The organism is Actinomyces graevenitzii C83 (assembly GCF_000239695.1).
Classification (GTDB): Bacteria; Actinomycetota; Actinomycetes; order Actinomycetales; family Actinomycetaceae; genus Actinomyces; species Actinomyces graevenitzii.
This window is the reverse complement of record NZ_JH470338.1, coordinates 1,382,910-1,402,462: the sequence shown is the minus strand read 5'-3', so window position 1 is coordinate 1,402,462 and position 19,553 is coordinate 1,382,910. Positions and strand designations below refer to the sequence as shown.

Here is a 19,553-nt window from a genome sequence, read left to right as displayed (position 1 = left end):
TGCGATAAGCGCGACTTTAGATCACTTGAGGTTCTTGAGCGCGTCGGCAGCCTTGTCGGTTAGGCCCTCAGCGGTCTCGATGGCAGAGTCGAACTTGCCACCGGCGGTGCCCTTAGCCTTGTCGGCTAGGTCGTGGGCGGTCTCAGCAACCTGGTCAGCGTCTACGTTCTTGGCGGCCTCCTTAGCCTTGTCGGCTAGTTCTTCGGCCTGCTTGGCGAAATCTGCGATACCCATGCGTTTTCTCCTTACGTATAGGGAACTATCAGCAGCGAGTCTAGCCCTTAGTCCCAAATAGCCATACATCAAAGATAAGTGATTGGCGTCACTCAAGAAAAATAAACTTGAGTGGAATAGACTCAAGTCTGTGGAAGTTGTACTCACCGGAACGTGACGCTGTCGGTTCCATCAGCTCATGCAGCTAAAAGTGAGACTGACCGCGTTGCTATAACTACTTAAATTCAAGGAGAACCGTGGACACCAACTACACAACCAAATCCCAAGAAGCCATATCGGGGGCTGTGCAAGCCGCCGCAGCCGCTGGCAACCCCCAGGTGGAGGCGCTCCACCTACTTGGTGAGCTACTAAGCCAAGAGGGCGGCGTCGCCGTCGGGCTACTAAACGCACTAAGCCCGCAGACCCTAAAAAACGTAGGGACCGCCACCCGCACCGCACTAACCTCCCTGCCCTCCTCAGCAGGCAGCTCCGTAGTGGAGCCCAACCCCTCACGTGGCTTCCTAGCCGCCCTGGAAAAGGCCGACAAACTCGCCAAAGAACTAACTGACGAGTACATCTCTACCGAGCACATACTGATCGCCATCGCTGAAGGCGACGACGCTGCTGCCCGCGCCCTGCGTGACGCCGGCGCCACCGCCCAAGCCCTACGCGAAATCCTGCCCACCGTGCGTGGCGGACAGCGCGTAACCAGCGCCAACCCTGAAGGCACCTTTGAAGCCCTGAAGAAATATGGCACTGACCTGACCGAGGCCGCCCGCGCCGGCAAACTAGACCCGGTAATCGGCCGCGATAGCGAAATCCGCCGCGTGGTGCAGGTGCTATCGCGCCGCACCAAGAACAACCCGGTGCTAATCGGTGAACCCGGCGTAGGTAAAACCGCCGTGGTAGAAGGCCTAGCCCAGCGTATTGTGGCCGGTGACGTGCCCGAATCGCTGCGCAACAAGCGCCTAATCTCCCTGGACCTATCCTCCATGGTGGCCGGGGCCAAGTACCGTGGCGAGTTCGAAGAGCGCCTCAAGGCCGTGCTCAACGAGATCAAGAACTCTGACGGCGAGGTAGTCACCTTCATCGATGAGCTACACACCATGGTGGGCGCAGGCGGTGGCTCCGAAGGGGCCATGGACGCCGGCAACATGCTCAAGCCCATGCTGGCGCGCGGTGAACTACGCATGGTGGGTGCCACCACGCTGGACGAATACCGCGAAAACATTGAGAAAGACCCAGCTCTAGAGCGCCGCTTCCAGCAGGTTTATGTGGGTGAGCCCTCCGTGGCTGACACCGTGGCTATCTTGCGTGGTATCGCCCCCAAGTACGAGGCACACCACCATGTGACCATCTCCGACGGCGCCCTGGTGGCTGCCGCCAGCCTGTCAGACCGCTACATCACCGGCCGCCAACTGCCCGACAAGGCCATTGACCTGGTTGATGAGGCTGCTTCCCGCCTGCGCATGGAGCTGGACTCCTCCCCGGTGGAAATTGACGAGCTGCGCCGTCGCGTAGACCGCCTAAAGATGGAAGAAGCCTACCTGGCTGATTCCAGCGCCAAGGAAGATGAGGCCGACGCCGGTGCGGCAGAGCGCCTGGCTGCCTTGCGTGCCCGCCTGGCTGACCTAAACGAAGAACTCAGCGCCCTAAACGCCCGCTGGGAAGCCCAAAAGGCCGGTCACAACCGCATTGGTGAGCTGCGCGCCCAGCTAGATGAGCTGCGTACCCGCGCCGAACTGGCTGAGCGTGAAGGTGACTTTGAGGCCGCCGGACGTATCCGCTACGGCGAAATGCCCAGCTTGCAGCGTCAAATCGCTGAGGCTGAAGCCAGTGAGCAAAACCAGCCTGATGCTGGCGAGCCGATGATCGCTGAGAAGGTTGGCCCTGAGGAGATCGCTGAGGTTATCTCTTCTTGGACCGGTATTCCGGTAGGCAAGCTGATGCAGGGCGAAAGCGAAAAGCTGCTGCACATGGAAGAGCAGGTAGGCTCGCGCCTAATCGGCCAGAAGGACGCGGTTGCGGCTGTAGCCGACGCTGTGCGCCGCTCGCGCGCCGGGGTTTCTGACCCTGACCGCCCCACCGGTTCCTTCATGTTCCTAGGCCCCACCGGTGTAGGTAAGACTGAGCTGGCCAAGGCCCTGGCTGAGTTCCTCTTCGATGACGAGCACGCCATTGTGCGTATCGACATGAGCGAATACTCCGAGAAGCACTCGGTTTCGCGCCTAGTGGGTGCCCCTCCCGGGTACGTAGGCTACGAAGAGGGCGGTCAGCTGACCGAGGCGGTGCGTCGTCGCCCCTACTCTGTGGTGCTGCTAGATGAGGTGGAAAAGGCCCACCCTGAGGTCTTTGACATCTTGCTGCAGGTGCTCGACGACGGTCGCCTAACTGACGGCCAGGGACGCACGGTGGACTTCCGTAACGTCATCTTGATCCTGACCTCCAACCTGGGTAGCCAGTTCCTGGTAGACCCGGCGCTGAGCCAGGAGGAAAAGCGCGAGAACGTTATGGCTACGGTGCGCGCCGCCTTCAAGCCTGAGTTCCTCAACCGCCTTGACGATGTGCTGATCTTTAATGCGCTGAGCAAGGATGAGTTGGGCCAGATTGTGGGCTTGCAGCTAAGCAAGATGAGCAAGCGTCTGTCTGACCGCCGCATCAGCCTGGATGTTACCGACGCCGCCCGCACTTGGCTGGCTGACGAGGGCTACGACCCGGCTTACGGGGCTCGCCCGCTGCGTCGCCTGGTGCAGCGTGAGATTGGTGACCGCTTGGCCCGCCTGATCTTGGCCGGCCAGGTTGCTGACGGCCAGCAGGTTACGGTTGACGTTGCCGACGACGGTCTGACGCTAATTCCCGGTGCGGCTGTGGCCGGTTCGGCTGCTAGCGCCGCCAGTGCGGAGTGACCTGCGCTTTTAACTAATTCGACGGTGCTGGGTGGGTTTAGACCCGCTCAGCACCGTTTTTAGTTAATTAGCCCACATATAAAGTGATTTGCGACTACTTGTAACTTGCTGGCCTGCAGAAACACTTTTGGCTTAAAAGAAAGTGCAAAAAATGAGGTTTAGGTACTGGAATTACTAGTAAAAACCAAGGTAATCTATCGCCGCACCGCCGCTACTGCGAGTGTTCCGTTATAGCTAGCTCATCACCCTGGCTATAGTGCGTGTTGCTCACTGGCGGCGGTGTTCCCATGTACAGGCGGCAATGAAGCTGTGGTACATGGACTACCCCAAACTTTTCGGTTTGTGCGCAAAACAGTCTTTACAATAAACGAACAAATGCGCGCAGTAGGCGTTAGTTAAATTATTAGCTCAAACCAGATTTGTAACTGTTTGGTTGCAACTTCTGCTGTTCGGTTCTGCTTAGACTTGACGCTTTTTGTTGCAAAAGGACAAAATTGGGTCAACCACGTCTAGGCAAAGGAGCCCTACACGATGAAGGTAAGACACCTCCACCGACGGTCCCTAGCATTGCTAGGGGTTGTCGCCCTATCCCTTCCAGGGGCAGCTGCTGGCGCAGTGACCCCGGAAACTTCTGGTGTCATTAGTGCTCCGGAGACCATTAGCGCCGGTAACTTGACCGCGACCGTATCCAACGCCTTCCCCCAGGTACTTGGCTACACCTTCGCGGGCAATAAAGTTGGCGGCCGCACCCAGGTCCTCGATTCAGTACTGATTGACAATCAGGCTTACACTGTCAAGTCGGTGCAGGCAGTTAAAGAATCCAACACCAAGGTGGCCTACACGGTTGACTTCAATGACACTGACGTCACCATGAAGGCCGAAATTGAAGTAAAGGAGATTACTTCAAAGGCCCAGGGCACAACTGGTGCCAAGCGTCCCACCCTAACCTTCCGTATCACTGAACTCACCGGTGGCGCCCACACCGTCGAGATTCCCGGCCATGGCCTGGTATCGGTTAGCGCTAAAGACGGCGGCGCCTACGCTGCCGGTATCACCCTGGTTTCACGTGGCGCTAGCGCTAAGAACAAATACGCTGGTGTGGCTGACACTATTGAGAGCCTAAGCGAGTCCACCCCGGTCAGCGACGCTGACGCCCCCAGTACCTACCTGATGGTTAACACCTCTAAGGTGGCTGTGGGTATGGAAACCAACGCCACCTATGACCGCCCCACCGGCTGGGAAGCTGACGACGGTTCGCGCTGGAAGCGCCGGGTAGTTGACCAAGATGGTTCTAAGACCCTACTGGCCTCCAACGGCCAGTGGACCTACCGCTCAGCTGCAGCAACCGACGCCGTCGGCGATGAAGAGCGCCCCTACACCACTTTGGTGTTCACCGGTGACGCCAACTCCTCGGGCACGGTGAACTGGCAGGATGCCGCCGTCGCCTATGCGGACATCACCCCCTGGGTGGCCGGTGCAGCTGACAACCACAAGTGGGTAGTAACCCATATTCCCTTTGACTTCGGCTCGGCCGCCACGCACCCCTTCTTGCAGGTAGCCGACGACGTAAAGCGCGTCAACCTGGCCACTGACGGCCTAGGCCAGCGCGTGATGCTCAAGGGTTACGCTTCTGAAGGCCACGACTCTGGACACATGGACTATGCGGGCAACATCAACACCCGCGCCGGTGGTGACAAGGACTTTGCCACCCTGTTCAACACCACCGCCAACTCCAACGCGATTTACGGCGTCCACGTCAACACCACTGAGGCCTACCCCGAAGCCAACTCTTTCGGTTCCCTACCCTTCACTGGCGGGCGCGGCTGGAACTGGCTAAACCAGTCCTACTACGTTGATCAGCGCGCTGATCTAGGTAGCGGCGCGGTAATTAAGCGTTTCCAGGATCTGCGTAACCAGTTCCCGCTAGCTACCTACCCCAACTTCCGCTGGATCTACATTGACGTTTACTACGGTTCGGGCTGGCAAGCTGAGCGCCTGGGCCGCGAGCTAAACAAGATGGGTTGGGAAATGGGTTCAGAGTGGGCTGACCGCTTTGAGCGCTACTCCACCTGGTCGCACTGGTCCAATGATGAAAACTATGGCGGCGCCACCAACAAGGGTTTGAACTCTGACGTGATCCGCTTTGTTGACAACTCCAACAAGGACAACTGGAACCCCAACGTAGTTTTGGGCTACCCCCAGATTGTTGAGTTTGAGGGCTGGACTGGCCACCAAGACCAGGGCGCCTTCTACCGCAATATTTGGGCTAACAACCTGCCGGTTAAGTTCCTGCAGAACTCGCGCATTATGCGTCAAGAAAGCGCTAAGGGTGAAAACGGCAAGACCGTCTACACCTACACCTTCGCTAACGGCACTGTAGCCTCAGGTGCTACGGCGGTCACCAACCAGACTCCGGCCACCCAGGTTGCCGGGGCTATCAAGGCTGACATGTCCGCTAGCCGCCAGTTTGTTTACGACGGCGCCACCGTGCTTAAGGGCGACAGCTACCTGCTGCCCTGGATCGACAATGGCGCTAAGGGCGGCGCACCACGTCTGTACTACTACAACCCCGCTGGTACCGCCACCACCTGGACCCTAACCAAGTCCTACCAGAACGTGGGCTCTTTGAGCGTCTACCGCCTCACCGACAAGGGCCGTGTAAAGGTAACTGACGTAAAGGTAGAGGGCGGCAAGGTAACCATCCCTGAGTCCGTATACGAGACCGTGCCGGCCGCTGAACGCGACCACACCGCCTTTGTACTGGCTCCCGCCAAGGCCCCCGCAGCCGCCGCCACCCCCAAGTGGGGCGCTGGAACTGTGTTTGTGGACCCCGGCTTCAACTCCGGTAGCTTCAAGGGCTACCAGACCACCGGCCAGGTAACCGCCCCCCACGACACTCACGGCGACCCGATCGCCCAGCTGGGTAAGGGCAACTCCTCCATTAGCCAGGAAATGACCCTCAATGCCGGCACCTACCAGGGCAGCGCTTGGGTACAGGTCAAGGACGGCAAGACCCGCCAGGTTAGCGTGTCTGCTTCAGGTGAAGGCGTCACCAGCGCCGCCAGCCAGCAGCGCAACGATGATCTGGGCGCCACCCGCGACAAGCCGGTCACCATCGCCTTTGAGGACTTTGAAAATGTCCCCGAAGGTTGGGGCCCCTTCGTTAAGGGCGACGCCGGCGAAATCACCGACCCGCGTACGGTACTGGCCTCCCTCAACGGCCCCTACACCCAAAAGGGCGGCACCCTACCGGACGGTTCCAAGAAGGCCACCGACGACGCCGTCGCCGGACACTGGTCCCTAAAGAGCCACGAAGAAAATGGGGGACTGGTCTACCGCACCGTGCCTCAGACTGTAAACTTCAAGGCCGGACACCGCTACCGCATTTCGTATGACTACGAAAACGCGCTCAGCGGCTCCTACTACTGGGTTACCGCCTATGACGCCCAGGGTGCCAACGGACTAAACGCTAACTACCTGTACTCCACGGTGATGCCGGTGGCCACCAGCCCCACTCACTATGTACAGGAACTTAACGTGGGTGGCTGTGGCTCCTACTGGGTGGGTCTGTACAACACCCAGGGCGGCCAGGACGGCAACGACTTTACGCTCGACAACTTCCGCGTAGAGGACCTGGGTGCCACCACGGATATGCCCGCGTGTGCCGCTGCCTCAATTGACACCAACGAGACGGCCATTGAAGGCTCCACCTTCCACATGACCAGCTCCCTGGTGAACAACGAACCCAGCGAAATCACCGATGTGACCAGCAAGCTGACCCTGCCTAGCGGCTGGAGCGCCACTGCTGACACCCCGGCCACCACCGCCAAGCTAGCCAAGGGCGCCACTTTCACCACCACCTGGACCGTCAAGGTTCCCCAGGGTGCGGGCGGCTCCACCGCTAACGTGGTACACACGGCCACCTACAAGATCGCTGGTAGCGCCCGCAGCGCTAGTGGTGACACTAACGTGGCGGTTTTGGGCTCGGTGAAACCTGACGCTGTCAACTACCTCTCTGACCTGCCTTTCAGCCCCAAGTACAACTCCAACGGTTGGGGTCCGGTTGAGCGTGACAGTGAGGTTGGCGAAAACCAAAAGGGTGATGGCGGCCCAATCGTGATGGGCGGCAAGCAGTACACCAAGGGTCTAGGTACCCACTCTCCTGCCGATGTGGGCTTCGAGCTCAGCGGCAAGTGCAAGGCTTTCAAGGCCACCGTGGGTGTGCAAGATGGCCAGAGCGGCTCGGTTACCTTCCGTGTGGTAGGCACCACCGACGGCACTAACTGGGTTGATGTGGTACCGCAGACCGGCGTGATCACCGGTAGCAACACTCCTCAGGAGGTTTCCGGCGACGTCACCGGCATGAAGCTGATTCGCTTGATTGTGGGCGACGGCGGCAACGGTAACGGCAATGACCACGCTAACTGGGCTGACGCTCGCGTTCTGTGTGGTAACGCCACCGACGGCGATACTCCCGCCCCGGCACCTGGCAACCCGGTTAAGGACTACAGCGGCGACCAGCAGCTGGTATCCGCCCCGGCTGCTTACGCCAGCAACCCGGCCTCCAACATGTTTGATGGCAACGCTTCCACCTTCTACGACAAGGACTGGCAGCACCCGGTAGCGCACCCCAGCGACATTGACCTGGCCCTGTACCAGGGCGATGACCCCACCGCCGCCTCTGCGGTAAGCGTGGCTGGTCTGAAGATCAATAGCCGCGTTGACCAGGCCAACGGGCGTCCCGAACGCTACGAGGTCTATGTGGGTCAGGATGCTGCCAACATCAACCAGAAGGTAGCTGAAGGCACTTTGCAAAACACCGGCCAGGTGCAGCAGATTGTCTTTAACGGCCCGGTTAAGGCCAAGCTGATTCGCCTGCGCGTGCTGTCTAACTACAAGACCAAGGCTGACCAGCCCGATTACCTGCTCTCTATCGCTGAACTAGGGGTCCTGGTTCCCGATGGTGACGCAAGCGGTAATGCGGCCAGCCAAAGCCAGGCTAGCGCTCAGAGCCAGGCCAGTGCCCAGAGCCAGGGTACCGGTAAGGCTGCGGCTGAGGGTAAGGCCAGCTCCACCGACAAGGCTGCCACTGGGGCCGCTAAGTCTGAGCCGGAGATTACCGTAAACACCAACGCTGAAGGCCTGGTGGGCCAGAACTACCTGGATGTTAAGACTGTCAATGACACCAACCCAGTTAAGAACCCCTCCACGGTTATTAACCACACTTGGGCTCTGAACTGGATGGCTGCTGACCAGAAGCACACTACTAACGCTTCTGCCAGCTATTTCCAGCGCGTTCCGGTCACCTTCAATGTGGCTAAGGATGGCACCAAGGTTAAGTTCACGGTTGCTGCCGGCGACGGCGACGCCCTGGTGCAGGTAGACAACCTGCGCATGGTCAAGATCGTGCGCCCCACCAGCAATGACCTGATCGGTGTGGACTGCCTGGCCACTCCCACCCCCGAGGTGTGCACCACCAAGCGAGCTAACGACCGCATTGGGGTAACCACGGCAGTAAGCGCTGAGACTGTGACGCCCACTCCGACGCCGCAGCCCACCGCCCCGGTTTCGCCTACTATGGCTCCCACTCAGGAACCTACCGCCAGCCCTGAGCCGACTGTGGCTCCCACTGGCTCCCCGGCTCCTACGGCTCAGCCCAGCCCGGCACCTACCGGTAGCGCTGTCCCCACGGTGGCTCCCACCGGCGCCCCGGCCCCGACCGGCAGCGCGGCTCCCACGGTAGCTCCCACCGGCACCCCGGCTCCGACCGGCAGTGCGGCTCCTACGGCTCAGCCCAGCCGTTCGGCCAGCTCCGCCCCGCTTCCGGGTCGTCCCGGTAAGCCTGGTAAGCCCAGCCACGGCGCAGCCCCGGCTAAGCCGGAAAAGCCCGGTGGTTTGGCCCGTACCGGTGTGGCCAGCGGAATGTTGGCTCTAAGTGCCCTGGCATTGGGCGGTGGCGGCATGTTGCTGCGCCGCAAGCGTCAGGACTGACGGGATCTACAACTGAATATCGACACAATTGAATACACAACTCAATAGGGGTGCCTGATTTCCCTCTCAAAACTAGGCGCCCCACCCCGCCGGGGGCCGCTTAACAAATGCGTTAGCGGCCCCTGGCGGTTTCGTTGGTGGTCCCTGGTGGTTTCGTTAGCGGTCTCTGGCGGTTGCACTAGTGGTCCTTGGCGGTTGTGCTAGTGGTCCCCGCGCTTTGCTGTGGAGCTGCGCGTTTGTGAGGACTAAAAAGAGTCGCTACACTTAGCAGGTAATGATAATCAATATCAACTAGAAAGACTGCCATGTTTTCGTGGTTGCAGGCTGCCGAGCCTTCCTCAACTCCCACCCGGGGTGCTGCAAATTCTTCCCACTTTGCCTCATGGCGTGTAGCTGCTGGTCGCGGGCGTTTTTCTGGCTCTAGCCCGCAGCGCCTAAATGACCCCTGGCTGCGGCGTATGGCCGCGCTGACCACTGTGGCGCTGTGTGGTTTCATGACGCCGCTAGCGGGCGCTTCTGTCGCCAGCCCCTCTGGCGCTCATGTTGGCGCTGCCCATGCTGCCCAGATTTCTGGCGCCGCTGCGCAGGGTGCTGCTGCCCATGGGGTCACTGCGCAGGCCTCTGTTGCGCGCGCCGCCCACAGCTCCGTTTCCCGTCCCGCTGCTAGCCTGGCCAGTAATGATGGCCAGTCCAAGCCGGTAAACCTTGAGGGCGGGGACTTAAGCATTTTCGACGCCGTCGCCACTGCCAATGGGGAAGTGGACTTACAGCTAAAGGATGGCGCCACCGGAACCAGCCACAACCCGGCCCAAACCACTTTAAAGATCCCGGCCTCCACCTGGCAAAACATTTCTGACGACTACCCGGGCAGCCCGGGTGGCTATTTCGTCAGCCAAGGCACCCAGGCTAACTCGCCACTGCAGCCGGCCAGTGCTGCCCCCAAGGGACGGCTGGGTTGGGACACCAGCCAGCTGGCCCAGGCCGGATTTAGCGCCGCCCACTTTGAAGTCAGCTACAGCGGCCCTGAGGGCGCTAGCGTGGCCCTGTTTGGTCTGGATGAGAACGGTCAACTGGCCTCCTCGCTGCTGGTTGATGGCAACTATGAGCTAAACCCGCTTGGCTCAGAAATTGCCCCGCAACAGCTGGCCGCCGCCTACCCCAACTGGGTGTTTTCTGCTGCCGGCGTCTACCAGCTGCAAGTGCGGGTGCTGGCTCAGCGCAGTGATGGCACGGTAATTGCTAGCCCGGTGCGTAGCTATCGGGTTGAGGTAGGCGACGTCGCCACTCAAGCCACCCCCACCCCGGCACCTACCCCGCAAAACCCTGATACCCAAAACCCGGGTGCCCAGCCCACAGCGGCCCCCAGCGCAGTGCCCTCGGCCGCTCCCAGTGCGGTTCCGCAGCCGGTGGCCAGCCCCTCGGCCCAGCCCAGCACTGCCCCCAGCGCTCAGCCTGGTGTTAGCGCCGCCCCCAGTGCTCCGGCTAACCCGGTGGCTAGCCCCAAGCCGAGCGCCGGAAAGCCGGCCACCAGCCCCTCGCCGCGCTCAGCCATTGGCGGCGAGGTAAAGGCTAAGCCGAGCGCAGCTAACCCCGCTGGCAAGCAGCTTTTGGCCAGCTCGCGCAGCGCTAAGTCAGCTCAGGCCCCGCGTGCCGCAGCTCAGGGCCGCTCTGCCAGTCAGGCTCGCGCCGCCGTCGGGCAAAGCCGATCTGCCGTAACCACCCGGGCCGCCGCGCAAAGCTTTGTATCCCAGGCTCGCCCCGCCCAGAGTTTTGTGGCCCAGGCTCGCTCTGTCAGCCAGGGGGCAGCTGCCCAAACCAGCGCCCAAAAGGCTAAGGCTCAAAGCGCCGCTGCGGTGAAGGAAAACCCGGCTTCTTCGGCGGTTAGCGCCACCGCCACGCTGACTTTCGTGGTGGGCCCTGACGCCAACGGCAACGCCAATGAAGGGCACTTTGACTTAGGTCCGCGCATTGTGGACGGCAAGCTCAAGCTGCAGGTGAAAGATGACCGCTCTCAGCCGGCCAGCTGGGTTGACCCGGCAACTTTGACCTTCTCGCTGGGAGACAAGGCCACTCTTAAAGCCCCCGACGCGCTTAACTTTGTGGCCACCCCGGGCCAGGATGTGTGGATGATTTCCTCCAGCCAAAGCGCGGGTGTGCCCTGGCTGGGTATGAACTCTCAGGCTGAAGAGATTGTCAGCAAAACCAGCGGCGAGGTTACCTTCACCCTGGTGAGTGTGGAGGGGCCCGGTAAGGTCTCAGTATTTACCTCCGGCGGCCTGGGTGGGGGTGTGGGTGAGCACCTGCTGCAGGAAGAGGGCAGCTCCTACACCCTGCCGGCTAACACTCACGCCCACCAGAACTGGGTGTTTACCGCCCCGGGCACCTACAAGCTGACCATTTCCGCCCAGGTCACCCCCAAGCAGGGTGAGCAGATCAGCGGTGAAGATGGTGGCTCTGGCGACGGCGCAGCGGCCAGTTCCGGTGCCGGCTCCAGTGAAGGTGGCAGCGCCAGTGGAGCTGCTGGTTCTGCGGCCTCAGGCTCTGCCAAGGCTGGCCAGGCGGCCAGCGCTAGCGGCGGTAAGTCTCTGGCTAAAACCGGTGCGGTTAGCGGCGCCTTGAATGTTGCTGGTGGTCTGATGTTGCTGGCGGTTGCGGTGCTGGTGGCACGCAGGCGGATGGCATGGGCCTAGTTAAGTCTGTAATTCAGACTGCACTAGTTTTAACGTTAGTGGCGGGCTGCGCCGGTGTCGGCGTAGATCCCGCCCGCGACGGCCAGTTGCGGGTGGTCACCACCACCGGCATTCTGGCCGATCTAGTGCGTAATGTGGCGGGAGGCCGGGCTACGGTCTCACAGCTAGTTCCCGACGGCGCCGATCCGCACTCCTATGAGCCCTCACTGCGGGCTATTCGGGATGTGGCCTATGCGGATTTGGCTTTTAGTAACTACCTGTTGCTGGAGCAGCATTCGATTATTCGCGCCTTGGATGCCAACCTGCCCGCTAGTGCCCAGTCAGTGTCTATCGCCGAGGAGGCCGCCAAGCAGGGGGCCACGATTTTGCCGCTGGTTGAGGATCGGGCTTTGGATACCCTGTGGCTGGGGATGCGCGTGTCTGGTGACGGTAAACGTTATGGTGCTAACCGGGCCAGTGAGGTTGATTTGCAGGTGGTTTCGGTGCAGGGCCCGGGCCAAGCTAGCTCCTACCTGACCACCACTTTTGGCACCCCGGAGCTGGGGTTTTCTAGCCATGACGGGTTTGACGCGGCCAGCGACTATAAACATGACACTGTCAGCTTGCCGGCTGACGCCCACCAGCATATGAGTTGGGCTTTCACTAAGCCGGGAGTGTATCGGGTGCAGTTTAAGGCCCGCCTGCGCCCGGTTAAGGGTAAAAACGTGGAGTTTAAAACCGCCACGTTTACTTTCGCGGTGGGGGTCGACGCCGCCGCTGTAGCTAAGCGTGAAGGTCGGGTGGTTTTGGGTCCGGGCCACGGCGATGTGAGCGTGGATCTAGAAGCTGGCCGCATCATGCTGGTAGCCGACAAGCAGGCTAGCGGCCAGGCTTGGCCGTCAGCCGCTAAAACTGCGAGCGCGAGCACTCCCAGCCCCGCTGCGAGCGCCAACACGAACCCGGGCGCTAGCTCAGCCAGTGCTTCAGCTAGCGCTACGCCCAGCGGGGCTAGTCCCGCCGGGCGCACCAGCTCAGCCTCCGCGCCCAGCCCTGGTGGCTCTGCCAGCCCGACCGGTAGCACCTCTAGCCCGACCCCCAGCGATGGCGCCAGCGTACCCAGCCAGAGCGACGTCGTCGTAGCTGGGGCGGCCCACGTACCAGGCCATGTAGCCCTAGACCCGCAGCGGGTAGTGGTGGATGTGCCCACGCGCACCCTAGCCCAAGTGCCTCAAGGCTACGGTTTTGTGGGCCGTGCGGGCACGCAAGCCTACATCCTGCCCCAGGCGGTGCTGGGCAAACACGTGCATGGGGAAATTGACCCGCACCTGTGGCATGACGTGCACAACGCGGCCGCCTATGTGAAGGTAATCTGCGCCAAACTCAAGCAGGTTGACCCGGCCGGGGCGAGTGTCTATGAGGCTAACGCCGCACGCTACCTAAACCAGCTGGCCCAGCTAGACACCCAGGTTAAAAGCACTCTGGACACTATTAGTGAAGCTAACCGCCAACTGGTAACCACCAATGACGCCTACGCTTACCTGGCTAACGCCTATGGGCTTAAAGTGGCTGGTTTCGTGGCTCCCAACCCGGCTAGTGAGCCCTCCCTGGCTGATCGGCGTAAACTCGCCGCCACCATTAAGGACCTACATATTAAAGCGGTGTTTTTAGAGCCAAATCTGGCCCGCACCCGCTCCACCTTGAAAGTGGTGGCCAGTGAAGCCGGAGTGAAAGTATGCCCGCTTTACGGCGACACCCTGGATAACCAGGCCCCCACCTATCAGGCGATGATGCGTTTTAATGCCAACTCCCTGGCTCGCTGCCTAGGTGGCAGGCCTATCGCAAACCAAGCGGCGTCGTCGGCAAAAACCCCAGGCAGTGCTAATGCAGGTAAGGGGGTGCCCACTAGCGGCGCCACCCCCAGTGCTGCCGGCGCTACCACGGCCCCTACCAGCGGCGCTACCGGCGCAGCCACCAACCCGGGCACCTCAGCCACCCCCAGTGCTGACCCGGCCCTAGAGCAAAACGTGGCCGCAAACGAGCCCATCTCACAAACCCCAGCGGTAATCGAAGCTGGACACGTAGACCTGGGCCCGCGCCTAATCGGCGGCAAACTAACCGTGTCCCTACGAGATGATTCAGCAGCCTCACCCGTATGGCGCGACCCCAACAAAACCGTGCTGCGTGTACGCGATGGCGCCCTAATCCAAGTACCGCAAGGCGAAGACTACAAATTCCTAGCCGACTCCAAGCGCGTCTATGTGCTACCCCAAACCCAAAAAACCCAGCTGGTTTGGCTGGGGTGGAACACCCAAGACCCAGCCGTAACCAAGCTGATCCAAGGCGGGGTAAACATGCGCATCGAGCAGGTTAAGGGCCCCGGCCGCAGCTGGCTGATTTTGCAAGAAGGCACCTTCGGTAAACCCAAAGTGCTGGCCGACTCCGCCGCCAGCGCCCAAGACATCTGGGTGGACACCAACACCCACGTGCACGCCAACTGGATTTTCTCCAAACCTGGCATTTACCTGGTCAAAGTCTCCTTCAAAGCTACCGGTGTGGACGGTAAAACTTACCAGGCCACCACCACCTTGCGCTTTGCGGTAGGCGACGCCACCAGCACCACCAACGCGCTAAAAGCACAGCCATCAGGAAAGTGACCATGCTAGAAGTAAACCAACTCAGCGTGCAGCTGGGCGGCCGCAGCGTGCTACAAGAGGTCAACTTGAAGCTAGACCAAGGCCAGTTCATGGGGCTGATCGGTCCCAATGGGGCCGGCAAAACCACGCTGCTGCGGGCCATCCTAGGGCTCGTGCCCAGCACCGGCACTATCACCTGGCAAGGCCAGCGCATTGACCGGCGCGGCATTGGGTATGTGCCTCAGCGTCACGCTTTCGCCTGGGATTTTCCCATTAACGTGCGTCAGGTGGTGTTAAGCGGGCTTACCGGCAGGCTCGGCTGGCTGCGTCGGCCCCGCCCAGAGCACCTAGAGGCTGCCGACTGTGCCCTAGAGCAGGTAAGCATGAGTGAATTGCGCTCGCGGCCGGTGGAGCAGCTTTCGGGTGGGCAGCGTCAGCGGGTGCTGGTGGCTCGGGCGTTGGCGTTAAAGCCGCAGTTGTTGCTGTTGGATGAGCCTTTTACGGGCTTGGATATGCCCACCCAGGAGCTGTTGACGGATCTGTTTAAAGAGCTGAGTCAGGCGGGTGTGGCCGTGCTTATGTCCACCCATGATCTGGTGGCGGCTCAGGCGCAGTGCGAGTATTTGTGTCTGCTTAACCGCACCGATTTGGCTTGCGCCCCGCCTAGCCAGCTTAAAGACAAAGACCTGTGGATGCGTACTTTCCAAGTGCGCGCCGATAACCCGCTGCTGCAAGCCCTAGGGATGAGTTAAGTTGTTAACCCCAATTGATTTTCTAAATGACCTACTAAACCCACAGCTGGCCTTCCTACCCAGGGCGTTGCTGATTGCTATCACTAGTGCCCTGGTTTGCGGAGTGGTGGGGGCCCACGTGGTGTTGCGTGGGATGGCTTTTATTGGCGACGCCGTCGCTCACTCTGTGTTTCCCGGCCTGGCGGTGGCCTTCGTTAGCGGCACTAACCTGGTGCTTGGGGGCGCGGTAGCCGGGATTCTGACGGCGGTAACCGTGGCGCTACTAGCCCAAAACCGCAGGCTTAAAGAAGACTCCATCATTGGGGTGCTGTTTGTGGGGGCATTTGCTTTAGGGGTGGTAATTATTTCGCGCGCCCCAGGCTATAGCGGCTCGCTGCAACAGTTCCTATTCGGCTCTATTACCGGCGTGCCGGCGCGTGAAGTGCCGGTGGCGCTGATCGGGGCAGCAGTGGTGATTGGGCTGATCGCAGCCCTAAATAAAGAGATTGTGGCAGTAAGCCTGGACCGTGAAACTGCCCGCGCGGCAGGGCTGCCAGTGTTGGCTTTAGATATTGCCCTGTATGTGTGCGTGAGCTTGGCGGTGGTGATTTCCGTGCAGACTATCGGCAATATTTTGGTGTTGGCACTGCTGGTAATCCCGGCGGCCACAGCCCGCTTACTGACTGACCGCTTACTGACCATGATGATTATGGGCCCTCTGCTGGGGGCGTTAGGGAGCCTGCTGGGAGTGTATTTGAGCTGGTCAGCTGATTTGCCTACGGGCGCCACGATTGTGTTGGTGCTGGGCGTAATGTTTGCCCTGGCCTGGCTGTTAGCCCCCGGTCACGGCCTGCTCTACAAAACTGCCGCAGCCAGGCGGCAGGCGTTATCCACCCAGCGGCGGTGACGCGGCTCGCGCGCCCATTCCTGGCTGGTTAGCTCGTGGCTCAGGGAGCGATATTTGGCGTCATTAGCGCGCAGCTTGTCGTCAAGATCGCCCCCGAAACACAGCAGCATCAGCTCATAGTTGAGCATGAATGAGCGCGAATCCATATTGGAGGAGCCAATCACTCCCACTTCGTTATCCACGGTCATGTATTTGGAGTGTAAAACCGTGGGGGAGGGGTAGAGAAAGATACGCACCCCGGCATCCAGTAGCGCCGCATAGTAGGAGCGTTGGGCGTGACGCACCAGGAAATTGTCGCCGCTGGCCCCCACAAACAGCTGCACATCCACACCCCGGTAAGCTGCGCTAGTCATGGCGGCCAGCAGCGACTCGTCGGGCACAAAATATGGGCTGGTGATGGTTACCCGCCGACGTGCATTGTGGATCAGTGAGGTGAACATGCGCAGGTTTGGTTCAGTGGAGTAGCCCGGCCCTGAAGGGACGATCTGCATGGCGTTTACGACGCCGTCGGCCAAGTCTTTTTCCCACGCCGCCGAGGTGTTAACCAGCTCTGCAGCAAGTGCGCTCAGACCAGCGGTTTCTACCTGGGAGATATCCTCATCGCTTACGGCTTGGGAGCGGGCACCAACGAAAATTTTGCCGGTTTCGGCGTACCAGTCCATGGCGAATACACCCCCAAGCTCAGCCACGATAGCCCCGCCTAGCTGCACGGATAGGTCTTTCCACTCGCGTCCAGGGCCGCGCAGGTTGGTTTCGTAGAAGGGGTCAATGAGGTTGTGGGAGCCAACAAAGCCGACGCCGTCGTCGATTACCGCTAGCTTGCGGTGGTTACGCAGGTCTGGGCGCCCGCGCTGATCAGGCTTAAAACCTAGGGGCATCATCAGGTGCCAGTGGTAGCCGGCAGAGTTTAGCCGCTTCAGCAGCTTTTTCCAGGCTTTGTAGCGGCGTGAACCCAGGTGATCTAGCAGCAGCGCCACCCGCACCCCGCGTTTATGGGCGCGCTCTAGGGCCGCAAAAAGCGGCTCAGTGATGGGATCATCATGGACTATGTAAAACTCAATATTTACGCTGTGCTGGGCTGCGTCAATGGCCTGCACCAGGGCCGCAATGAAGCTGCGGGTGTCATCATAGATACCCTGGACTGTGCCCGGCATACAGGGCATTCCGGTTAGGTGGCGGTTCATGCGCACAATCCCCAACAGGCGCTCATCGGCTTTTATACCTGGAGGTACGTCTGGGAGGTTGGCGCTTAGGGCGGAGACAATGCTGGTTAGCTCGCTTTGGCGGCGGTAGCGTTTTCCCTGAATACGGGCACTTCCCAGCAGTAGATACATGGGTAGGCCCACCAGGGGCAGGAACAAGATGAGCAGCAGCCAGGCCGATGACGAGGCAGGGCGCCGATTTTCAGGCACCACCCCCATAGCCCCAATCTTAATGATGTACTCAATCACCACCCAGATTTCGGCGGCCATCTGCATATAACTCATTTAACAATTGTACTTGAGCCTGCTAAAGCAGCCTGTGGTCTCAAGACTGGGTGCCAGCCGCGCCAGCTAGTGGGGGGAGCCGAACCAGACCTTCCAAAAACCGTAGAAGTTCAAGTTACCCCAGCTGGAGCAGTCGTCCCCATCATTCTTAGCGGCCTCATTGGGCTGGTAGGGAGTGTAGTTATAGAGCGCGGCGGTGGCGGTGTTAGCTGGGGTGATGATGGAAGAACCGCAGCTAGCCTGGGGGTTGTAGGCGATACGCACGGGTTTGCGGGCCTGCACCCGGTAGCTGGAGGGGTTAAGGCGGTATTTTTGCAGCTGGGCGGCGGCCTGATAGAGCTGGCTGACAAAGCCACGGTAGCGACTGTCGCAAGTCTGACCATCAGGGCAGCCATAGCCGGCAGCCCATTCATAGCGTGAGGCAGTCAGTTTCTCGCCTGAAGCGGTCAGCAGCCCCTGCTCTTTTTGCAGCAGCACCAACAAAACCCGGGGGTTAATGTTGCAAGCCACCGAAACGCGGTAAATAACCTCACCAGCAGTTAGATTCTTGGCGGGATTCATCCCCAACGGGCAGGCCGTTGTGGGGTCAAAGCCTTTAGTGTCAAAGCGGGCCTTGCTGATGCAAGTAGTGCCGTCGGCGCTATTAACGCAGCCAGCATTGACTTTGGTGATGAAATTATCGATGTCCTCGGCGTTCATATTGGGAGCGCCGTAGAGCTTATTGTCAGAGATGATATTTGCGGCGTTAAAACCACTGTAATCAGGGGTTACCTTAACCGGGCCGGCTGGGGTGGGGCCATCATCAATCTGTGCGGGGGCGGTGAACTTAGGCAGGATCAGTGCCCCAGCTAGGGCAGATAGGGTCAGTAACGCAAAAATTGAGACCAGCCGGTAACGCGAAATAAACCGCTCGGCACTGGCACTAGAGATGGCACGCTTGCCCTTGCCTCTAGTTGCGCTGCCGGCGGAGGTTACCGTTTTGGCTTTAGAATTACGTTTAGGTTCTGACACTAAGGGTTATTTTTCCACGAAATGGACAATGAATGCATCTTGATCAGGTTTATGCTTTAGGCCGCGACCTGATGGACGCCAACGGCTTGCAAGGCTGGAGCCTGGGGTGGGATCGTGCCCGGCGTCGAGCTGGACAGTGCAACCACACAAACCGCTGTATCACTCTCTCACGTTACTTAATGCAACTCTATGACTTGCCTCGCGTGCGTGACACGATTTTGCATGAAGTAGCCCATGCCCTGGTTGGTCCAAGCCACGGTCACGATGAAGTTTGGCGCCGCAAAGCCCTAGAATTGGGCTGCTCAGCGCAGCGGCTGGTAGATAAGCGCGCCCCTAAAGTCCCCGGCGACTGGGTGGGCACATGCCCGGCTGGTCACCGGGTTGAACGTATGCGCCGCCCAAGCCGCGTGCTGGCCTGTGGGGTGTGTGCAAACAGTTTCTCCCTGGCCAACCTGCTGCACTGGAGCTACAAGGATACGCCTATGGAGCCAAGCCAGATTGGTGGCCCCTACTTGCGCTCTTACAACCAAGCCACGCTTTATCTTTCATAGATGATTCATAGGTTACGCTAACCACCACCATAAAAGCCCCTTTTAAAGTTTTAACCAGCAAGGCTGATGCAGATCAGCAAAGCAACTGGCCCACTAAGCCGCCGGCAGGTAACCCCGGGGTAAGCCTCGGCAGCGCTCGCTGGCTAAGCCTCGGTGACGCCCACCGGCTAAGCCCCGGCGGGCGGGCCACGGAAAACTTTTAAGGGAGGAAACCATGAAGCTCATGAAAAGGGGCATCGCATTCGCAGCGGCGATGGCGTCCATGCCGTTAGCAGGCGCCTTCGTGGGAGCCTCAACTGCTATGGCTGTGGAGGTGAATAAGGGCCCCTGACTGGTGTTGAACACTCGATAATCTCTCTCCTTGTGAATAACTGACCCCCGGATTGGCTTTTTTGGGTTTCGCCAATACGGGGGCCAGTTGCATTTACAGACAAATACAGCAGGCAGGCAAAAA

The 19,553-nt window shown here is 60.0% G+C and carries 10 protein-coding genes; 7 read left to right on the top strand and 3 right to left on the bottom strand.

Annotation, left to right across the window (positions count from 1 at the left end; genetic code table 11):
• Window positions 1-21: 21 nt before the first annotated feature.
• The gene (locus HMPREF0045_RS06005; protein WP_005986491.1) at window positions 22-234 is read right to left on the bottom strand and encodes a hypothetical protein; all 213 of its coding nucleotides are present in this window, start codon (window positions 232-234) and stop codon (window positions 22-24) included.
• Between the two features lie 236 nt (window positions 235-470).
• Here HMPREF0045_RS06005 and clpB point away from each other — a divergent pair, with 236 nt between their 5' ends.
• From clpB to HMPREF0045_RS05970, 6 genes are all read left to right on the top strand, one after another.
• Window positions 471-3,119, top strand: coding sequence for an ATP-dependent chaperone ClpB (gene clpB / locus HMPREF0045_RS06000; RefSeq protein WP_005986489.1), 2,649 nt, complete (start codon window positions 471-473; stop codon window positions 3,117-3,119).
• A gap of 531 nt (window positions 3,120-3,650) precedes the next feature.
• Window positions 3,651-9,110: an endo-alpha-N-acetylgalactosaminidase family protein gene (locus tag HMPREF0045_RS05995; RefSeq protein WP_005986487.1), complete on the top strand. Its 5,460-nt coding sequence runs from the start codon at window positions 3,651-3,653 to the stop codon at window positions 9,108-9,110.
• 305 nt (window positions 9,111-9,415) lie between these two features.
• Complete coding sequence (locus tag HMPREF0045_RS11005) at window positions 9,416-11,800, top strand: choice-of-anchor M domain-containing protein (RefSeq protein WP_005986485.1); 2,385 nt, start codon at window positions 9,416-9,418, stop codon at window positions 11,798-11,800.
• Complete coding sequence (locus HMPREF0045_RS05980) at window positions 11,791-14,433, top strand: anchored repeat ABC transporter, substrate-binding protein (RefSeq protein ID WP_005986483.1); 2,643 nt, start codon at window positions 11,791-11,793, stop codon at window positions 14,431-14,433. The genes HMPREF0045_RS11005 and HMPREF0045_RS05980 overlap by 10 nt, the downstream gene beginning before the upstream one ends.
• Window positions 14,434-14,435: 2 nt before the next feature.
• Window positions 14,436-15,164, top strand: a complete 729-nt coding sequence (locus tag HMPREF0045_RS05975) for an anchored repeat-type ABC transporter ATP-binding subunit (protein WP_005986481.1) — start codon at window positions 14,436-14,438, stop codon at window positions 15,162-15,164.
• 1 nt (window position 15,165) lies between these two features.
• Complete coding sequence (locus HMPREF0045_RS05970) at window positions 15,166-16,050, top strand: anchored repeat-type ABC transporter permease subunit (RefSeq protein ID WP_005986478.1); 885 nt, start codon at window positions 15,166-15,168, stop codon at window positions 16,048-16,050.
• Here the strand turns inward: HMPREF0045_RS05970 and HMPREF0045_RS05965 are convergent.
• Together HMPREF0045_RS05965 and HMPREF0045_RS05960 are read right to left on the bottom strand one after the other, a co-directional pair.
• Window positions 15,999-17,537, bottom strand: coding sequence for a phospholipase D-like domain-containing protein (locus HMPREF0045_RS05965; RefSeq protein ID WP_040315747.1), 1,539 nt, complete (start codon window positions 17,535-17,537; stop codon window positions 15,999-16,001). The genes HMPREF0045_RS05970 and HMPREF0045_RS05965 overlap by 52 nt on opposite strands.
• 66 nt (window positions 17,538-17,603) lie before the next feature.
• Window positions 17,604-18,548 (bottom strand): hypothetical protein, encoded by a 945-nt coding sequence (locus tag HMPREF0045_RS05960; protein ID WP_005986474.1) that lies wholly within the window; start codon window positions 18,546-18,548, stop codon window positions 17,604-17,606.
• A 32-nt stretch (window positions 18,549-18,580) separates the two neighbouring features.
• Between HMPREF0045_RS05960 and HMPREF0045_RS05955 the strand changes: the two genes are divergently transcribed.
• Complete coding sequence (locus HMPREF0045_RS05955; protein ID WP_005986471.1) at window positions 18,581-19,099, top strand: SprT-like domain-containing protein; 519 nt, start codon at window positions 18,581-18,583, stop codon at window positions 19,097-19,099.
• The last annotated feature ends 454 nt before the right edge of the window (window positions 19,100-19,553 follow it).